Source organism: Sodalis sp. RH21 (assembly GCF_047324175.1).
Lineage (GTDB): Bacteria > Pseudomonadota > Gammaproteobacteria > Enterobacterales > Enterobacteriaceae > Acerihabitans.
In genome coordinates this window covers 70791-84824 of the sequence record NZ_CP178732.1, presented here as the reverse complement: position 1 = coordinate 84824, position 14034 = coordinate 70791, and the positions used below count along the sequence as shown (strand labels likewise).

At 57.0% G+C, this 14034-nt stretch carries 11 protein-coding genes; 2 read left to right on the top strand and 9 right to left on the bottom strand.

Going from position 1 to position 14034, the window contains the following annotated elements:
- Position 1: 1 nt before the first annotated feature.
- The 8 genes from rffA to trxA form a co-directional block, all read right to left on the bottom strand.
- On the bottom strand, positions 2–1144 hold the full coding sequence (gene rffA, locus ACL2XP_RS00380) for a dTDP-4-amino-4,6-dideoxygalactose transaminase (protein WP_413736646.1): 1143 nt from the start codon (positions 1142–1144) through the stop codon (positions 2–4).
- A 4-nt stretch (positions 1145–1148) separates the two neighbouring features.
- Positions 1149–1877: a dTDP-4-amino-4,6-dideoxy-D-galactose acyltransferase gene (gene rffC / locus ACL2XP_RS00375; protein ID WP_413736645.1), complete on the bottom strand. Its 729-nt coding sequence runs from the start codon at positions 1875–1877 to the stop codon at positions 1149–1151.
- Positions 1878–1958: 81 nt separating this feature from the next.
- A complete protein-coding gene (gene wecC / locus ACL2XP_RS00370; RefSeq protein WP_413736644.1) occupies positions 1959–3221 on the bottom strand; it encodes a UDP-N-acetyl-D-mannosamine dehydrogenase in 1263 nt (420 codons plus the stop codon).
- Positions 3218–4348: a non-hydrolyzing UDP-N-acetylglucosamine 2-epimerase gene (gene wecB, locus ACL2XP_RS00365; RefSeq protein ID WP_413736643.1), complete on the bottom strand. Its 1131-nt coding sequence runs from the start codon at positions 4346–4348 to the stop codon at positions 3218–3220. Before wecB ends, wecC begins: the two co-directional genes overlap by 4 nt.
- Positions 4349–4453: 105 nt before the next feature.
- Entirely contained in the window at positions 4454–5500 is a 1047-nt protein-coding gene (gene wzzE / locus ACL2XP_RS00360) for an ECA polysaccharide chain length modulation protein (protein WP_413736642.1), read from the bottom strand.
- A complete protein-coding gene (gene wecA, locus ACL2XP_RS00355; RefSeq protein WP_413736641.1) occupies positions 5497–6606 on the bottom strand; it encodes a UDP-N-acetylglucosamine--undecaprenyl-phosphate N-acetylglucosaminephosphotransferase in 1110 nt (369 codons plus the stop codon). The genes wzzE and wecA overlap by 4 nt, the downstream gene beginning before the upstream one ends.
- 276 nt (positions 6607–6882) lie before the next feature.
- A complete protein-coding gene (gene rho / locus ACL2XP_RS00350; RefSeq protein WP_162367083.1) occupies positions 6883–8142 on the bottom strand; it encodes a transcription termination factor Rho in 1260 nt (419 codons plus the stop codon).
- 406 nt (positions 8143–8548) lie between these two features.
- The gene (gene trxA, locus ACL2XP_RS00345) at positions 8549–8875 is read right to left on the bottom strand and encodes a thioredoxin TrxA (protein ID WP_162367082.1); all 327 of its coding nucleotides are present in this window, start codon (positions 8873–8875) and stop codon (positions 8549–8551) included.
- A 118-nt stretch (positions 8876–8993) separates the two neighbouring features.
- On the opposite strand from trxA, the gene rhlB reads away from it, so the two are divergent.
- Both rhlB and gppA read left to right on the top strand, forming a co-directional pair.
- The gene (gene rhlB, locus ACL2XP_RS00340; protein ID WP_413736640.1) at positions 8994–10289 is read left to right on the top strand and encodes an ATP-dependent RNA helicase RhlB; all 1296 of its coding nucleotides are present in this window, start codon (positions 8994–8996) and stop codon (positions 10287–10289) included.
- A 5-nt stretch (positions 10290–10294) separates the two neighbouring features.
- Positions 10295–11788 (top strand): guanosine-5'-triphosphate,3'-diphosphate diphosphatase, encoded by a 1494-nt coding sequence (gene gppA, locus ACL2XP_RS00335; protein WP_413736639.1) that lies wholly within the window; start codon positions 10295–10297, stop codon positions 11786–11788.
- 107 nt (positions 11789–11895) lie between these two features.
- Here gppA and rep read toward each other — a convergent pair whose 3' ends face one another.
- Complete coding sequence (rep, locus tag ACL2XP_RS00330; RefSeq protein WP_413736638.1) at positions 11896–13923, bottom strand: DNA helicase Rep; 2028 nt, start codon at positions 13921–13923, stop codon at positions 11896–11898.
- Between the last annotated feature and the right edge of the window lie 111 nt (positions 13924–14034).

Genomic DNA, 14034 nt, shown 5'->3' with positions numbered 1-14034 from the left:
ATCAGGCGGGATGCCGGTGGAAGTACCGGTTGATGGCGTCAATCACCAGGGACTGATTTTCGTCCGATAAATTATAAAACAGCGGCAACCGGACCAAACGCCGGCTTTCGCGGGTGGTAAACCGGTCTTCACCGTGAAAACGGCCGAAACGCAGCCCGGCCGGGCTGTCATGCAGCGGAATATAATGGAACACCGTCAGAATATCCGCCGCTTTCATATGATTGATAAAGGCCGTGCGATCCGCGACATCACGCAGTTTGAGATAAAACATGTGGGCGTTTTGCTCGCATCCCGCGGACACGAAAGGCACCTCGATGCGGTCCTGTGCCACCAGGGGCTGCAGCTCGGTGTAATAGCGATGCCATAGCGCCAGCCGGCGACGATTGATGATATCGGCGCCGTCAAGTTGCCCCCACAGGTAAGCGGCTTGCAAATCGGCCATCAGGTAGCTGGAGCCGATATCGCGCCAGGTATACTTGTCCGCCTGCCCGCGAAAGAACTGGCTGCGATTGGTGCCCTTTTCGCGGATGATTTCCGCGCGGTCGATCAGGGCGGGATCGTTAATCAGCGTAGCCCCGCCCTCGCCGCCGGCGGTGTAGTTTTTGGTTTCATGGAAACTAAAGCAACCGATATGGCCAATGGCGCCGAGGGCTTTGCCCCGGTATTGCGCCATTACGCCCTGGGCCGCATCCTCCACCACGGCCAGTCCATACCGGGCCGCCAGCGCCATGATAACGTCCATTTCGCAGGCGACGCCGGCATAATGCACCGGCACGATGGCCCGCGTTTTAGGGGTTATCGCCGCCTCTATCAGCGTTTCATCCATGTTCATGGTATCGGGGCGGATATCCACGAACACGATGGTGGCGCCGCGCAGGACAAACGCATTGGCGGTGGAAACAAATGTGTAGCTCGGCATGATGACTTCATCACCCGGCTGGATATCCAGCAGGATGGCCGCCATCTCAAGGGACGCGGTGCAAGACGGGGTCAGCAACACCTTCGCGCTGCCGAAGCGCTGTTCCAGCCAGAGCTGGCAGCGCTTGGTAAAATCGCCGTCGCCGCATAGCTTGCCGCTGCCCATCGCCGCGCGCATAAATTCTATTTCGGTTCCCACCACCGGTGGCGCATTAAACGGAATCATATATTCACCTGTATAGCCAATAGGCGGCGCCGTCAATGGTGGCACCGCACGCGATATAAAGCCTTAAAGCGGCAAGATTGCCGGTTTGGGTAGCGACCCGCAGGCGTAATTTTTGCCGTTGGCCGCACCAGGCCAGCGCCGCCGTAAATAACGCCCGGCCAATACCGCGCCCGCCAAGTCCCGGCTGTACGGCCAGCAGGCCGATCCGCGCCTCGTCCGCGCTGGTGGAACGCAGCGTCACCATGCCTTTGATGGCCCCGGGCGGGCCGATGACCAGGCACAGATCGTCAAAAGTGCCGTGAATGGCGTTTTCCGCCCATACCGCATAAAAACGGCGGCAGTCCGGCGCGCGATACCAGGGTTCGCGGAACCGGCTAAGCGTGAATGCCGACGACGCCAGTTGCCTTACCGCCTGGATATCCTGCGCGCCCGCGATACGCGGCGCGGCGCTGCCGGACGAAACGCCGGCGGAAGGCTCCCGCGCCGGCGGGTCCTCTACGGCCAGACTGCGGCTGCAATCGATTTCGCCTTCCACCAGCCGAAACCCCAGCGTTGCCAGCGCATCAACCTGCGCCGGGGCATCGGCCGCCACTTTGGCCTGGACGACCTTAAATGCGTCCAGGGCGCTTGATGCCAGCGGCCCGCAAGCGGGATCAAATACGATTTTGCCGCTGGAGATATTGAAAAAATCGCTCTCCCAGCTCAGGGGTTCGACCTTGGCGCGTATGGACATGACGTCTATCCCACAGGTATCGGCCGCCGCCGGTGGCTGCCAATACCGGCGTGTCTGGCCTGGATGGTAGTAGCGCCGGGCTTACCGCCAGACACCTTTGGTATCGATGATCCAACGCTGGGTAATGTCGGCCGGATGACGCGCCTTGAATTGCCGGTGATCCACCAGCATGACCAGCACGTCGGCGGATTGCAGGGCGGTATCGAGGTCGGTCAAGGCGACATGGGCGGCCAGCGCCGCGGGCAACTGCGCCACGTTAGGCTCCACCGCCAGGGTGGCGCCGGAATGCCACTCGGCAATCGCATGGGTAATGGCCACCGCCGGACTTTCGCGCAAATCGTCGATATCCGGTTTAAACGCCAGCCCGAAACAGGCGATGGTCACTTCGCTGGCCCGTTTGTCGCTTTGCGCCAGGCAATCAGCCACCGCCGATTTGACGCGCTCCAGCACCCAGCGGGGTTTGGCGTCATTTACCAAACGGGCGGTATGAATCAGGCGCGCCTGCTGGGGATTTTGCGCCACGATAAACCAGGGATCGACGGCAATACAATGACCGCCCACCCCTGGCCCCGGCTGGAGGATATTGACGCGCGGATGGCGGTTGGCCAGCGCGATCAATTCCCAGACATTAATCCCCTGATCGGCGCAAATCAGCGACAGCTCATTGGCAAAGGCGATATTCACATCGCGGAAACTGTTTTCGGTCAATTTGCACATTTCAGCGGTACGGGAGTTGGTAATGACGCATTCGCCTTCCAGAAAGATGCCGTACAGCTCGCTGGCGCGCGCGGAGCAGCGGGGGGTCATGCCGCCGATGACCCGATCGTTTTTAATCAGCTCCACCATCACCTTGCCGGGCAGCACCCGCTCGGGGCAGTAAGCGATATTGATATCCGCATGCTCGCCCGCGGCCTGGGGAAATTGCAGGTCGGGACGCGCCGCGGCCAGCCACTGCGCCATCTGTTCGGTGGTGCCCACCGGCGAGGTGGATTCCAGGATGACCAAATCCCCCGGTTTCAATACCGGCGCCAAGGAGAGCGCCGCGGCCCGCACATATTTCAGATCCGGCTCGTGCCCGTCCTTGAACGGGGTCGGCACCGCAATCAGGAAAGCATCGGCCGGCTCCGGCTCCGTCACCGCGGCGAGATAACCCTCGCCAACCGCGCGTTTAACCACTTCATCCAGATCGGGCTCGATGATATGAATCGCACCGCGGTTAATGGTGTCGACGGCATGGCGGTTCACATCCACGCCCACCACCTTTTTACGGCGCGAGGCGAACGCCGCGGCGGTGGGCAGGCCGATATAACCCAGCCCGATGACGGAGATGGTCTCAAAACTCATACTTTCACCTGATTATTTTTTAACGCATCGATAATTCGCTGGCAAGCCTGTCCGTTGCCATAAGGGTTATGCGCCCGGCTCATGGCCTGGTATTCATCCACATCGGTCAGCAGTTTGGAAACCGCTTCCTGGATGGTTTTTGGATCGGTGCCCACCAGCAGCACCGTGCCGGCGGTGACGGCCTCCGGGCGCTCGGTGGTGTCGCGCATGACCAGCACCGGTTTACCCAGGGACGGCGCCTCCTCCTGGATGCCGCCGGAGTCCGTCAGGATCATATACGCCTGATTCATCAGGTAAACAAACGGCAGGTAATCCTGGGGATCGATCAGTTTTATGTTGGGTATTCCGCTTAAAATGCGGTTAACCGGCTCGCTGACGTTGGGATTGAGGTGCACCGGATAAACCACCTGCACCTCGGGATGGTGGCGGGCGATGTGCGCCAGCGCACTGCATATGCGCTCGAAACCATCGCCGAAACTCTCGCGCCGGTGGCCGGTCACCAGGATCATTTTTTTCTGCGGATCGAGAAAATCGTAGCGCTTTTCAAGCGTGTTGCGCAACTCAGCGTTATTCAATACGCGATCGCGTACCCAAAATAAGGCATCAATGACGGTATTACCGGTGACAAATATCCTATCCGCCGCTATCCCTTCCCGCAGCAGGTTCCGCCGTGAATTCTCGGTGGGGGAAAAATGGTACATCGCCAAATGGCCGGTAAGCTTGCGGTTGGCTTCTTCGGGCCACGGCGAGTAGAGATTGCCGGTACGCAGGCCCGCTTCCACATGTCCTACCGGGATATGCTGGTAAAAGGCCGCCAGACTCGTGGCCAGGGTGGTGGTGGTATCGCCGTGCACCAGCACCACATCCGGTTGAAAAGATTCCAATACCGGTTTCATGCCGATAAGTATCCGGCTGGTGATCTCCGTCAGGCCCTGGTCGGGACGCATAATGTTTAAATCGTAATCGGGCACAATCTCGAACAAACGCAAGACCTGATCAAGCATTTCCCGATGTTGGGCCGTGACGCAGATCCTGGCCTCAAACGCCGGATCTTTGGCCAGGGCCAGAATGAGCGGTGCCATTTTTATGGCTTCCGGCCTGGTGCCGAAGACGATCAACACTTTCACAGCAATTCCCTTCCGTCTCGAATAAGCCATACGCGTGGCTGGTATAAGTTCTGCCGCGCAGCGGGCGGCGCATCCATCCGGCCTGGCGCTACTTTTGCGGCGCCCTCACCGGCGGCGGGCCAATGCGATGCCAGCGCCCGCCAAGCCGCCCATGGCGCCCCAGAGAATCAGCAGGAACACCCGGCGGGGTTTATCGCGTTTTACCGGCTCCTCGGGCGTTCTTAAATAACGGTAAGTCCCAAATGAATTTTGCAGTGTCGGTCCGACGTTCAGCGTGGCGAGCATGGCGCGATTCTGATCGTATTCCACGTCAAAACCCGGCCCCGCGGCCTGTAACGCTTCCAGCCGCGCCTGTAATAACGGCACCCCCAATAAAAACAGGCCGGACTGCGGCAACTGCTCCACCGGTACGTCGGTTTGACTATGACTGATGCCCTGCCGCTTAGCAATATCCAGCGCCTGGCGCAGCGCATTCAGGTCGCGCTCATAAATGGCGTTGGCCACCGCCCCCTGGCGTTTGACCTGCGCTTTCAGGGAGACGGTGCGCGCCGCCCAGGCCCCGGTGATATCTTCATTCAAGCGGCTGGCCGCGCGCTGATTGGCGAACGCCACATAATTACGCAGCAGGCTATTGGCGTCCGTCGCGGTTTCAGCCACCAGCATCACCTGATCCGGCTGTTTTTTGGCATCGTCACGGGGAATAAACTGGATATTGTCTATTAGCTCGCTGAGCAATACCGCATCGCCGTGGGCGTTGCCCTCTTTGCGCGAGGTATAATATTCGCTCGCAAGCCAGAATTCCCGCCGGGTGTCATAAGAAGCGAGCTGGCGGACAAATTCCTGATACGCATCATCGCCGATGGACGGCATATCGGAGGTGGGCAACGCGGTATTTTTCACATCCAGGTTGCGCAAAAACTGCTGTTGGGAAAAGTAGCTGCCCAACATATTGACCGTCGGTTTATCGGTGATCGCGACGGCGGTCCACTCCTGTTTGACCACATAGGAATAAGCCAGGGCGATTACGGCAAACAGCAGCGCCATGCCGATAATCCACCGTTTACCGCGCCACAGGGCGCAAAACAGCCCCCGGATGTCAAGTTCGTTGTCCAGCCTGGATTCTCTGGATGTCGGTTGAGCCTCTGGTGTCATTTCCGCCCCGCGTTACGGTTAGTGGGTAAGTGTTTGTTGCCGAACCGCCGCTTGGTGCGCTTAACGAAACGCGCCACCCGCCAGGCACATTTAAGCACGTAGCCATAAAGTAAAAATACCACGATAAACAGGGCGAGCATCACCGAATCCGGCCATACCAGCCATCGTTCGCCCAGCACGCCGAACGTGGCCAGCAGCGCGGCGGTAACGGTAATGATAACAAAGGCTTGCCGTGAACTAAAGCCGGCACGCATGATCAAATGATGGATGTGCTGCCGATCGGGGGAAAAAGGGCTCATGCCTTTGCGCATGCGGCGGTACATGATGGCGATCATATCCATCAGCGGGATGGCGATAATCCACAGGCCGGTCACCGGATTCATCGGATGGCCGGTGCCCTGGGTGCTTTGCAGGATAATCCAGATAATGCTGAACCCGATCATGGTGCTGCCCGCATCGCCCATAAACACTTTATAGTGCCGGCCGAACAGTCCGAGATTAAGCAGGATATAGGGCAAAATGGCGGCGATCATGGCAAAACACCACAACCCGAGGCTGGGATTATTATCCAGGCACATCAGGATGCCCATCGCCCCCAGCGACACGCAGGAAAGCCCGCCCAGCAGCCCGTCGATACCATCGACCATGTTAAACGCATTGATGGCCGCCCAAACGGCGAACAGGGTAACCGGATAGCCAAACGGCCCCAGCACCATCTCCCAGGGACCAAACACATAACCCAGGCTGTTGATATACAGGCCGCCAAATACCATCATTACTATGGCGACCAGCGCCTGGATGGTGGCGCGCGACTTGACGCTGATATCGAAACGATCGTCCAGCGCGCCGGTGAGCACCAGGATGCCCGAGCATAGCAGGTACAACCCGATGTGGGGCACGAAGTGGTCGGTATAGATAAAAGTAAAGCAGATGCCAGCGTAAATGGAGATACCGCCTACCAGCGGGATTTGGCCCTGGTGACGTTTACGGTAATTGGGTTTGTCAACCAAGCCTATCTTCTTGGCAACCTTGCGGGAGAAAAACAAAAAAACCATTGAAAACAAAAAAATGGCAATAAAATCAGTACTCATATTGAGTAAGTTCACAATAGAAAGCTCTCTGCATCCATTAGGCTGTTTGATGCGTTACCGTGTCAACACATCTCACTTTGTGCCTCAATTGTCACTGGATTTCGTGACACTGAAATATTGTCTTTGTCATCTTTTCCGTACCACCCGAATCTCCGTCAGGTGAATTGAAGCAAAAAGACCGCTTGGCTTACCCTCTGATATCAAAGGCCAGGCCAGTAAGATCTGACTATCCTAGCATTAGAAACAAAAAACGCCACGTATTGACGTGGCGTTACCCGAGTTTTTTGTTAATTACGAGCGTTTCATCATGTCAAAAAACTCATCATTGGTCTTGGTCATCGCCAACTTGTTCATCAGGAACTCCATTGCGTCGGTTTCACCCATCGGATGGATGATTTTGCGCAAGATCCACATTTTTTGCAGCTCTTCCTGAGTAGTCAGCAACTCTTCTTTACGGGTACCGGAGCGGTTATAGTCGATAGCAGGGAATACACGCTTCTCGGCAATTTTGCGCGAGAGGTGCAATTCCATATTACCGGTACCTTTAAATTCTTCGTAAATCACTTCGTCCATCTTCGAGCCGGTATCGATCAGCGCCGTGGCGATAATGGTCAGGCTGCCGCCCTCTTCCATATTACGCGCCGCGCCGAAGAAACGTTTGGGACGATGAAGGGCGTTGGCGTCCACACCGCCGGTCAGCACCTTGCCCGATGCGGGTACCACGGTATTGTAGGCGCGGGCCAGACGGGTGATGGAGTCCAGCAGGATAATGACGTCTTTTTTATGCTCGACCAGGCGCTTGGCTTTCTCGATCACCATTTCGGCGACCTGCACGTGGCGTGAAGCCGGCTCATCGAAGGTCGACGCGATCACTTCGCCTTTAACCAGGCGCTGCATTTCGGTCACTTCTTCCGGCCGCTCATCGATCAGCAGCACCATCAGCACGCAGTCCGGATGGTTGTAAGCGATGCTCTGCGCGATGTTTTGCAGCAGCATGGTTTTACCGGCCTTGGGCGGCGCCACGATCAGGCCACGCTGGCCGCGGCCGATGGGGGCGGCTAAATCCAGCACCCGCGCCGTCAAATCTTCGGTGGAACCATTGCCGCGTTCCATGCGCAACCGGGAGTTGGCATGCAAAGGGGTCAGGTTTTCAAAGAGAATTTTGTTACGGGCGTTTTCCGGTTTGTCGTAGTTGACTTCGTTGACTTTCAACAGCGCAAAGTAACGCTCGCCTTCTTTCGGCGGACGGATTTTGCCGGAAATGGTATCGCCGGTGCGAAGGTTGAAGCGACGAATCTGGCTGGGGGAAACATAAATATCATCGGGGCCGGCGAGGTACGAACTGTCCCCGGAGCGGAGGAAACCGAATCCATCCTGCAATATTTCCAACACGCCATCGCCAAAGATATCCTCACCGCTTTTAGCATGCTGCTTTAAAATGGCGAAGATGATGTCCTGTTTGCGCATACGGGCCAGATTTTCCAGCCCCATGTTTTCGCCGAGAGTAATTAGCTCAGAAACCGGCGTATTTTTTAATTCGGTAAGGTTCATAATGGTGGGTTCTTAAACTCGGGGTAAATCTCGAACTATTTTTGTGGATGGTATGGCAGCGTATAATCGTGCCTGTCTAACGGCATTTAATCCCAGTACATCCCGTTTGGGCTGATGAACAGCAAATCATGCAAAATGAATACAAGAAGACTGAAGATTGAGAGCGCCTAAAAACGGATCAATTCAAATCCAGATTGCCTGAACACCTTGCTTGATCGCGCTAATGCTGTTCTACAACGGGACTCGGGCAAAGAGTAAAACTCAGATTCAAACTATCGGACTCGAACTAGGTAAGATCTAAATGCAGTGGATCTAAACTTAGCATGGTTCTTGGCGGGCGTCTAGCGGTCAATACGAGAAAACATAGTGAACGCCAGCGCCCGATGGGGATAACCGTTTTTGACGATTAAAGATTTTTATTCAGGAATTCTTTGAGCTGGCTTCTGGACAACGCGCCGACTTTCGTCGCCACCACTTCGCCGTCTTTAAACAGCAGCAGGGTCGGGATGCCGCGGATGCCGTATTTAGGCGCGGTAGCCGGGTTTTCGTCGATGTTCAGCTTGGCGATAGTCAATTTGCCTTCGAATTCATCAGCGACTTCAGCCAGGATGGGCGCAATCATTTTACATGGACCGCACCACTCCGCCCAGAAATCCACCAGGAACAGTCCCTTTGCCTGCAACACGTCCTTTTCGAAGCTGTCGTCACTTACGTGAATAATTTTATCGCTCATGTTCTACTCCACAGGATTATCTTTACCGGGCCGGTTTAAGGTTAACCAACGCCCGGTTGACTTTATTTCACTGGATACGCTTTCGTAATGCAATAGTTAACTGTTATTCTACCACACTATGAGCAAAACACACTTAACCGAAAAGAAGTTTTCCGACTTCGCCCTGCACCCGCTTATTATTGAATCCCTTGAAAAACAAGGATTTAATAATTGTACGCCTATTCAGGCGCTGACATTACCCATCACCCTCGATGGCAAAGATGTCGCAGGACAGGCGCAAACCGGTACCGGAAAGACGCTGGCATTTCTCGCTGCCACGTTTCATCACTTACTGACAACGCCCGCCGACGAGCAGCGCCAGACCAATCAGCCCAGAGCGCTGATCATGGCGCCAACCCGAGAATTGGCGGTGCAAATCCACTCCGATGCTGAACCATTAGCCCAGGCGACCGGCCTGAAAATGGGTCTGGCCTACGGCGGGGATGGTTACGACAAGCAGCTCAAGGTGCTGGAATCCGGCGTGGATATCCTGGTTGGCACCACCGGCCGCCTGATCGATTACACCAAACAGAACTATGTCAATATGGGCGCGATCCAGGTTGTGGTGCTCGACGAAGCCGATCGCATGTTCGATCTGGGTTTCATTAAAGATATTCGCTGGTTGTTCCGCCGTATGCCCGCCGTTGAACAGCGTTTGAATATGCTGTTCTCCGCCACCTTATCTTACCGAGTACGTGAATTGGCGTTTGAACATATGAATAACGCTGAATATGTGGAAGTCGAGCCGCTGCAAAAAACCGGCTACCGAATACAGGAAGAGCTGTTTTATCCTTCCAATGAAGAAAAAATGCGCCTATTACAGACGCTGATTGAAGAAGAGTGGCCGGATCGCTGCATTATTTTCGCCAATACCAAGCACCGCTGCGAGGATATCTGGGGCCACCTGGCCGCTGACGGGCACCGCGTCGGGTTGCTGACCGGCGATGTTTCCCAAAAAAGGCGCCTGCGCATTCTTGAAGACTTTACCCAGGGAACGCTGGATATCCTGGTCGCCACCGATGTCGCCGCCCGCGGCCTGCACATTCCATTGGTCACCCATGTGTTCAACTACGATCTGCCGGATGACTGCGAAGATTATGTGCATCGCATCGGCCGTACAGGACGCGCCGGCGAAAGCGGCAGTTCCATCAGCCTGGCCTGTGAGGAATATGCGTTGAACCTGACGGCGATCGAAAGCTACATCGGCCATCAGATCCCCGTCAGCAAATACAATAGCGATGCGCTGTTGACCGAGCTGCCGGCGCCGAAACGGCTGACGCGCGCACGTCCGGGTACCGGTCCGCGCCGTAATTCCGTATCCCGCCGCAGCGGCACGGGCGGCGCGCCGCGCCATAACCGTAAACGTCCGGGCTGATCGCTATGCAAAGTTGCACCTCACTTTATGCCGCCATTGATTTAGGTTCCAACAGCTTCCATATGTTAGTGGCGCGTGAGGTGGCCGGCACCATCCAGACGCTGGCGCGGATTAAACGCAAAGTGCGTCTGGCCGCCGGACTTGACGCCGCCAATCAGCTTACCCCCGAAGCCATGCAGCGTGGCTGGCAATGCCTGCGGCTGTTCGCCGAGCATTTGCAGGATATCCCGCCGACGCATATCCGCGTCGTCGCCACCGCGACCTTGCGCATTGCCACCAACGCCGAGACGTTTCTGGTTACCGCCAGGGAAATTCTGGGCTGTCCGGTGCAGGTCATCAGCGGCGAAGAAGAAGCCAGGCTGATTTACCAGGGCGTGGCGCATACCACCGGCGGATCGGATGAACGGTTGGTGGTGGACATCGGAGGCGGCAGCACCGAACTGGTGGTTGGCCGCGGGGCGCAAGCGCTGGAACTGTTCAGCCTGGAAATGGGCTGCGTCACCTGGCTCGATCGCTGGTTTAAAGATCGCAGCCTGACCAAGGAGAACTTCGAGCAGGCGGAACAGGCGGCGCGCGAGATGATTCGCCCGGTGGTTTCCAGACTGCTGGCATCGGGCTGGCAGGTCTGCGTGGGCGCTTCCGGCACGGTGCAGGCCCTGCAGGAGATTATGGTGGCCCAGGGCATGGATGAACAGATTACCCTGAGCAAACTGCTCCAGCTCAAGCAGCGGGCGATCCAGTGCGGTAAGCTTGAAGAATTGGAAATCGAGGGCCTGACCCTGGATCGGGCGCTGGTGTTTCCCAGCGGGCTATCGATTCTGCTGGCCATATTCCATGAGCTGGGCATCAAGACCATGACCCTGGCCGGCGGGGCGTTGCGCGAAGGCATTATGTACGGCATGCTCGATTTGCCGGTATGTGAAGATATTCGCGAGCGCACCTTGCAGAATATGCAGCGCCGCTATTTGCTTGATACCGAGCAGGCCCAGCGGGTCAGCGCGCTGGCCGACAATTTCGCCGCCCAGGTGGCCAAAGCATGGCAACTGGACGAGCGATGTTTCGCCATCCTGCATTGCGCCGCCATGATCCACGAGATTGGCCTGAGCATCGATATCAAAAACGCGCCCCAGCATGCGGCCTATTTGATCCGGCATACCGATTTACCCGGTTTTACCCCGGCCCAGCAAAAACTGATTGCCATCCTGCTGCAAAACCAAAGCCATCATATCGACTTATCCCAACTGACCCAGCAAAACAGCTTGCCGGCGCGCCAGGCGCAGCGCCTGTGCCGATTGATGCGCCTGGCGATTATTTTCGCCAGCCGGCGTCGCGACGAGACGGTGCCGGAGGTCAAACTGCGGGCGCTGGACGACACGCTGCACGTACTGTTGCCCCGCGGCTGGCTGGCGCAGCACCCGCTGCGCGCCGAATACCTTGAGCAGGAGAGCCAATGGCAAAGCTACGTCCATTGGCCGCTGTTGCTTGAGGAAATCGGCTAGCGTTAGCGAAAAATACCGTAGCCCATCACCATGCAGGCCTGGCGCGGTCGCAATGGGTTGTCGAAACGAAAATCCGCCTTGCCTCTCACCTATGCTGGCGGGGAGCTTTAGCCACCCCGCGCTTTCGCTTTGGCCAGCTGTTCGCGCAGACCGGCCACCCGGCTTTGTCCCTGCGTCATGCGATCCTCGGCGCTGACGATCTTGCGCACGGTTTCCCAGGCCAGATCGTCTTGCGGCAGCTCCAGCAAAAAGCGGCTCGGCTCCGGCCGGATAGTCTCGCCATACTGCCGGCGCTCGCGGCATAACGTGAAGGTCAGCTCTTTTTGCGCGCGGGTAATGCCCACATAGGCCAGCCGCCGCTCCTCTTCGATATTATTCTCATCGATGCTGCTTTGGTGCGGCAGCAACCCTTCTTCCATCCCCACCAGGAAGACATAAGGGAACTCCAGCCCCTTGGAGGCATGCAGGGTCATCAATTGCACCTGATCCAGCTCCTCGTCGTTTTCGCCGCGCTCCATCATTTCACGCAGGGTAAAACGGGTCACCACCTGGTCCAGCGTCATCGGCTCATCCAGATCCGACCCGACCAGCATGTCGGTCATCCAGGAAAATAGCTGGTTAACGTTTTTCATCCGCATTTCGGCGGCTTTGGGGCTGGGGGAAGTTTCATAAAGCCAGCTCTCATATTCCATGCCGTGAATCAAATCCCGCACCGCCTGCACCGGATCGCCTTCGGCCAGCCGCGCAATCTCCGCCATCCAGTAGGTAAACCGCTGCAGGGATTCCAGGCCGCGGCCGTTCAGGGTCTGGCTTAGCCCCAGGTCAAAACTGGCGGCGAACAGGCCTTTGTTGCGCGCGGTGGCCCATTCCCCCAGTTTCTGGAGCGTGGCCGAACCTATTTCCCGCCGCGGCGTATTGACCACGCGCAAGAAGGCGCTGTCGTCGTCCTGATTGGTCAGCACCCGCAAATAGCACAGCAGGTCTTTGATTTCGGGACGCGCGAAGAAGGACGTACCGCCGGAAATGCGATAGGGGATGCGGTTTTGCATCAGCATTTTTTCAAACAACCGCGACTGGTGATTGCCGCGGTAGAGAATGGCATAATCGCGGTAGTGGGTTTTATTGATAAAGTGATGGGCGATCAGCTCCCCCACCACGCGCTCCGCCTCGTGATCCTCGTTATTGGCGGTGACCACCTTAAGCGCTTCGCCATAACCCAGCTGCGAAAACAGCCGTTTTTCAAACAAATGCGGATTATTGGCAATCAGGATGTTGGCGGCTTTCAGGATGCGCTCGGTGGAGCGATAGTTTTGCTCCAGTTTTATCACCTGGAGCGCCGGGAAATCCTTTTGCAGCAGTTCCAGGTTTTGCGGACGCGCGCCGCGCCACGAATAGATCGACTGATCGTCATCCCCCACCACGGTGAACCGGGCGCGGCTGCCCACCAGCATTTTCACCAGTTCGTACTGGCTGGTATTGGTATCCTGGTATTCATCCACCAGCAGATAACGCAGGCGATTTTGCCAGCGTTCACGCGCGTCGGTATCCCGTTGCAGCAATAAGGTGGGGCGCAGGATCAGATCGTCGAAATCCAGCACATTGCAGGCCCGCAGGTGGGCATCGTACAGTTCATAGCAGTGGGCAAACAGTTTGTCCCGTTCGGAACGGGCCAGCGCCGCGGCCTGGCCGGGATCGAGCAGATCGTTTTTCCAATTGGAGATCGTCGAGGCCAGCTGTTTGAGCAAATCCTTATCCCCTTCCAGCCACTGCTCGGTCAAATCCTTGAGCAAAGCCTGCTGGTCGTGCTCGTCAAACAGCGAAAACTTCGCCTTCATGCCCAGCGCTTTATATTCGCGCTTGATGATTTCCAGCCCCAGGGTATGAAACGTGGCGATGGTCAGGCCGCGCGCCTCTTGCCGCCCCAGCGTCTGCGCCACGCGCTCCTTCATTTCCCGCGAGGCCTTGTTGGTGAAGGTCACCGCCGCGATATGCCGCGCCTGGTAGCCGCACTGGCGAATCAGATGGGCGATTTTATTGGTGATCACGCGCGTCTTGCCCGACCCGGCGCCGGCCAGCACCAGGCAAGGCCCGGTAACAAATTCGACGGCGTGCTGCTGGCTGGGGTTCAGGCGCATGGTGAGTTCCAAGGTGTAATAACGATCGACGACGGCCTGGGATTGTAGCAGAAAGGCGGGACGAGGTTGACCCCTTCTGGCAGGGTAGTTGACACCTCATACTAAAAATTC

Coding starts and splice junctions, on each gene's coding strand:
- wzzE (WP_413736642.1), bottom strand. CDS start 5,500: ATGACACCAGAGGCTCAACCGACATCCAGAGAATCCAGGCTGGACAAC.
- trxA (WP_162367082.1), bottom strand. CDS start 8,875: ATGAGCGATAAAATTATTCACGTAAGTGACGACAGCTTCGAAAAGGAC.
- rffC (WP_413736645.1), bottom strand. CDS start 1,877: ATGTCCATACGCGCCAAGGTCGAACCCCTGAGCTGGGAGAGCGATTTT.
- wecC (WP_413736644.1), bottom strand. CDS start 3,221: ATGAGTTTTGAGACCATCTCCGTCATCGGGCTGGGTTATATCGGCCTG.
- gppA (WP_413736639.1), top strand. CDS start 10,295: ATGCAAAGTTGCACCTCACTTTATGCCGCCATTGATTTAGGTTCCAAC.
- rhlB (WP_413736640.1), top strand. CDS start 8,994: ATGAGCAAAACACACTTAACCGAAAAGAAGTTTTCCGACTTCGCCCTG.
- rep (WP_413736638.1), bottom strand. CDS start 13,923: ATGCGCCTGAACCCCAGCCAGCAGCACGCCGTCGAATTTGTTACCGGG.
- rffA (WP_413736646.1), bottom strand. CDS start 1,144: ATGATTCCGTTTAATGCGCCACCGGTGGTGGGAACCGAAATAGAATTT.
- rho (WP_162367083.1), bottom strand. CDS start 8,142: ATGAACCTTACCGAATTAAAAAATACGCCGGTTTCTGAGCTAATTACT.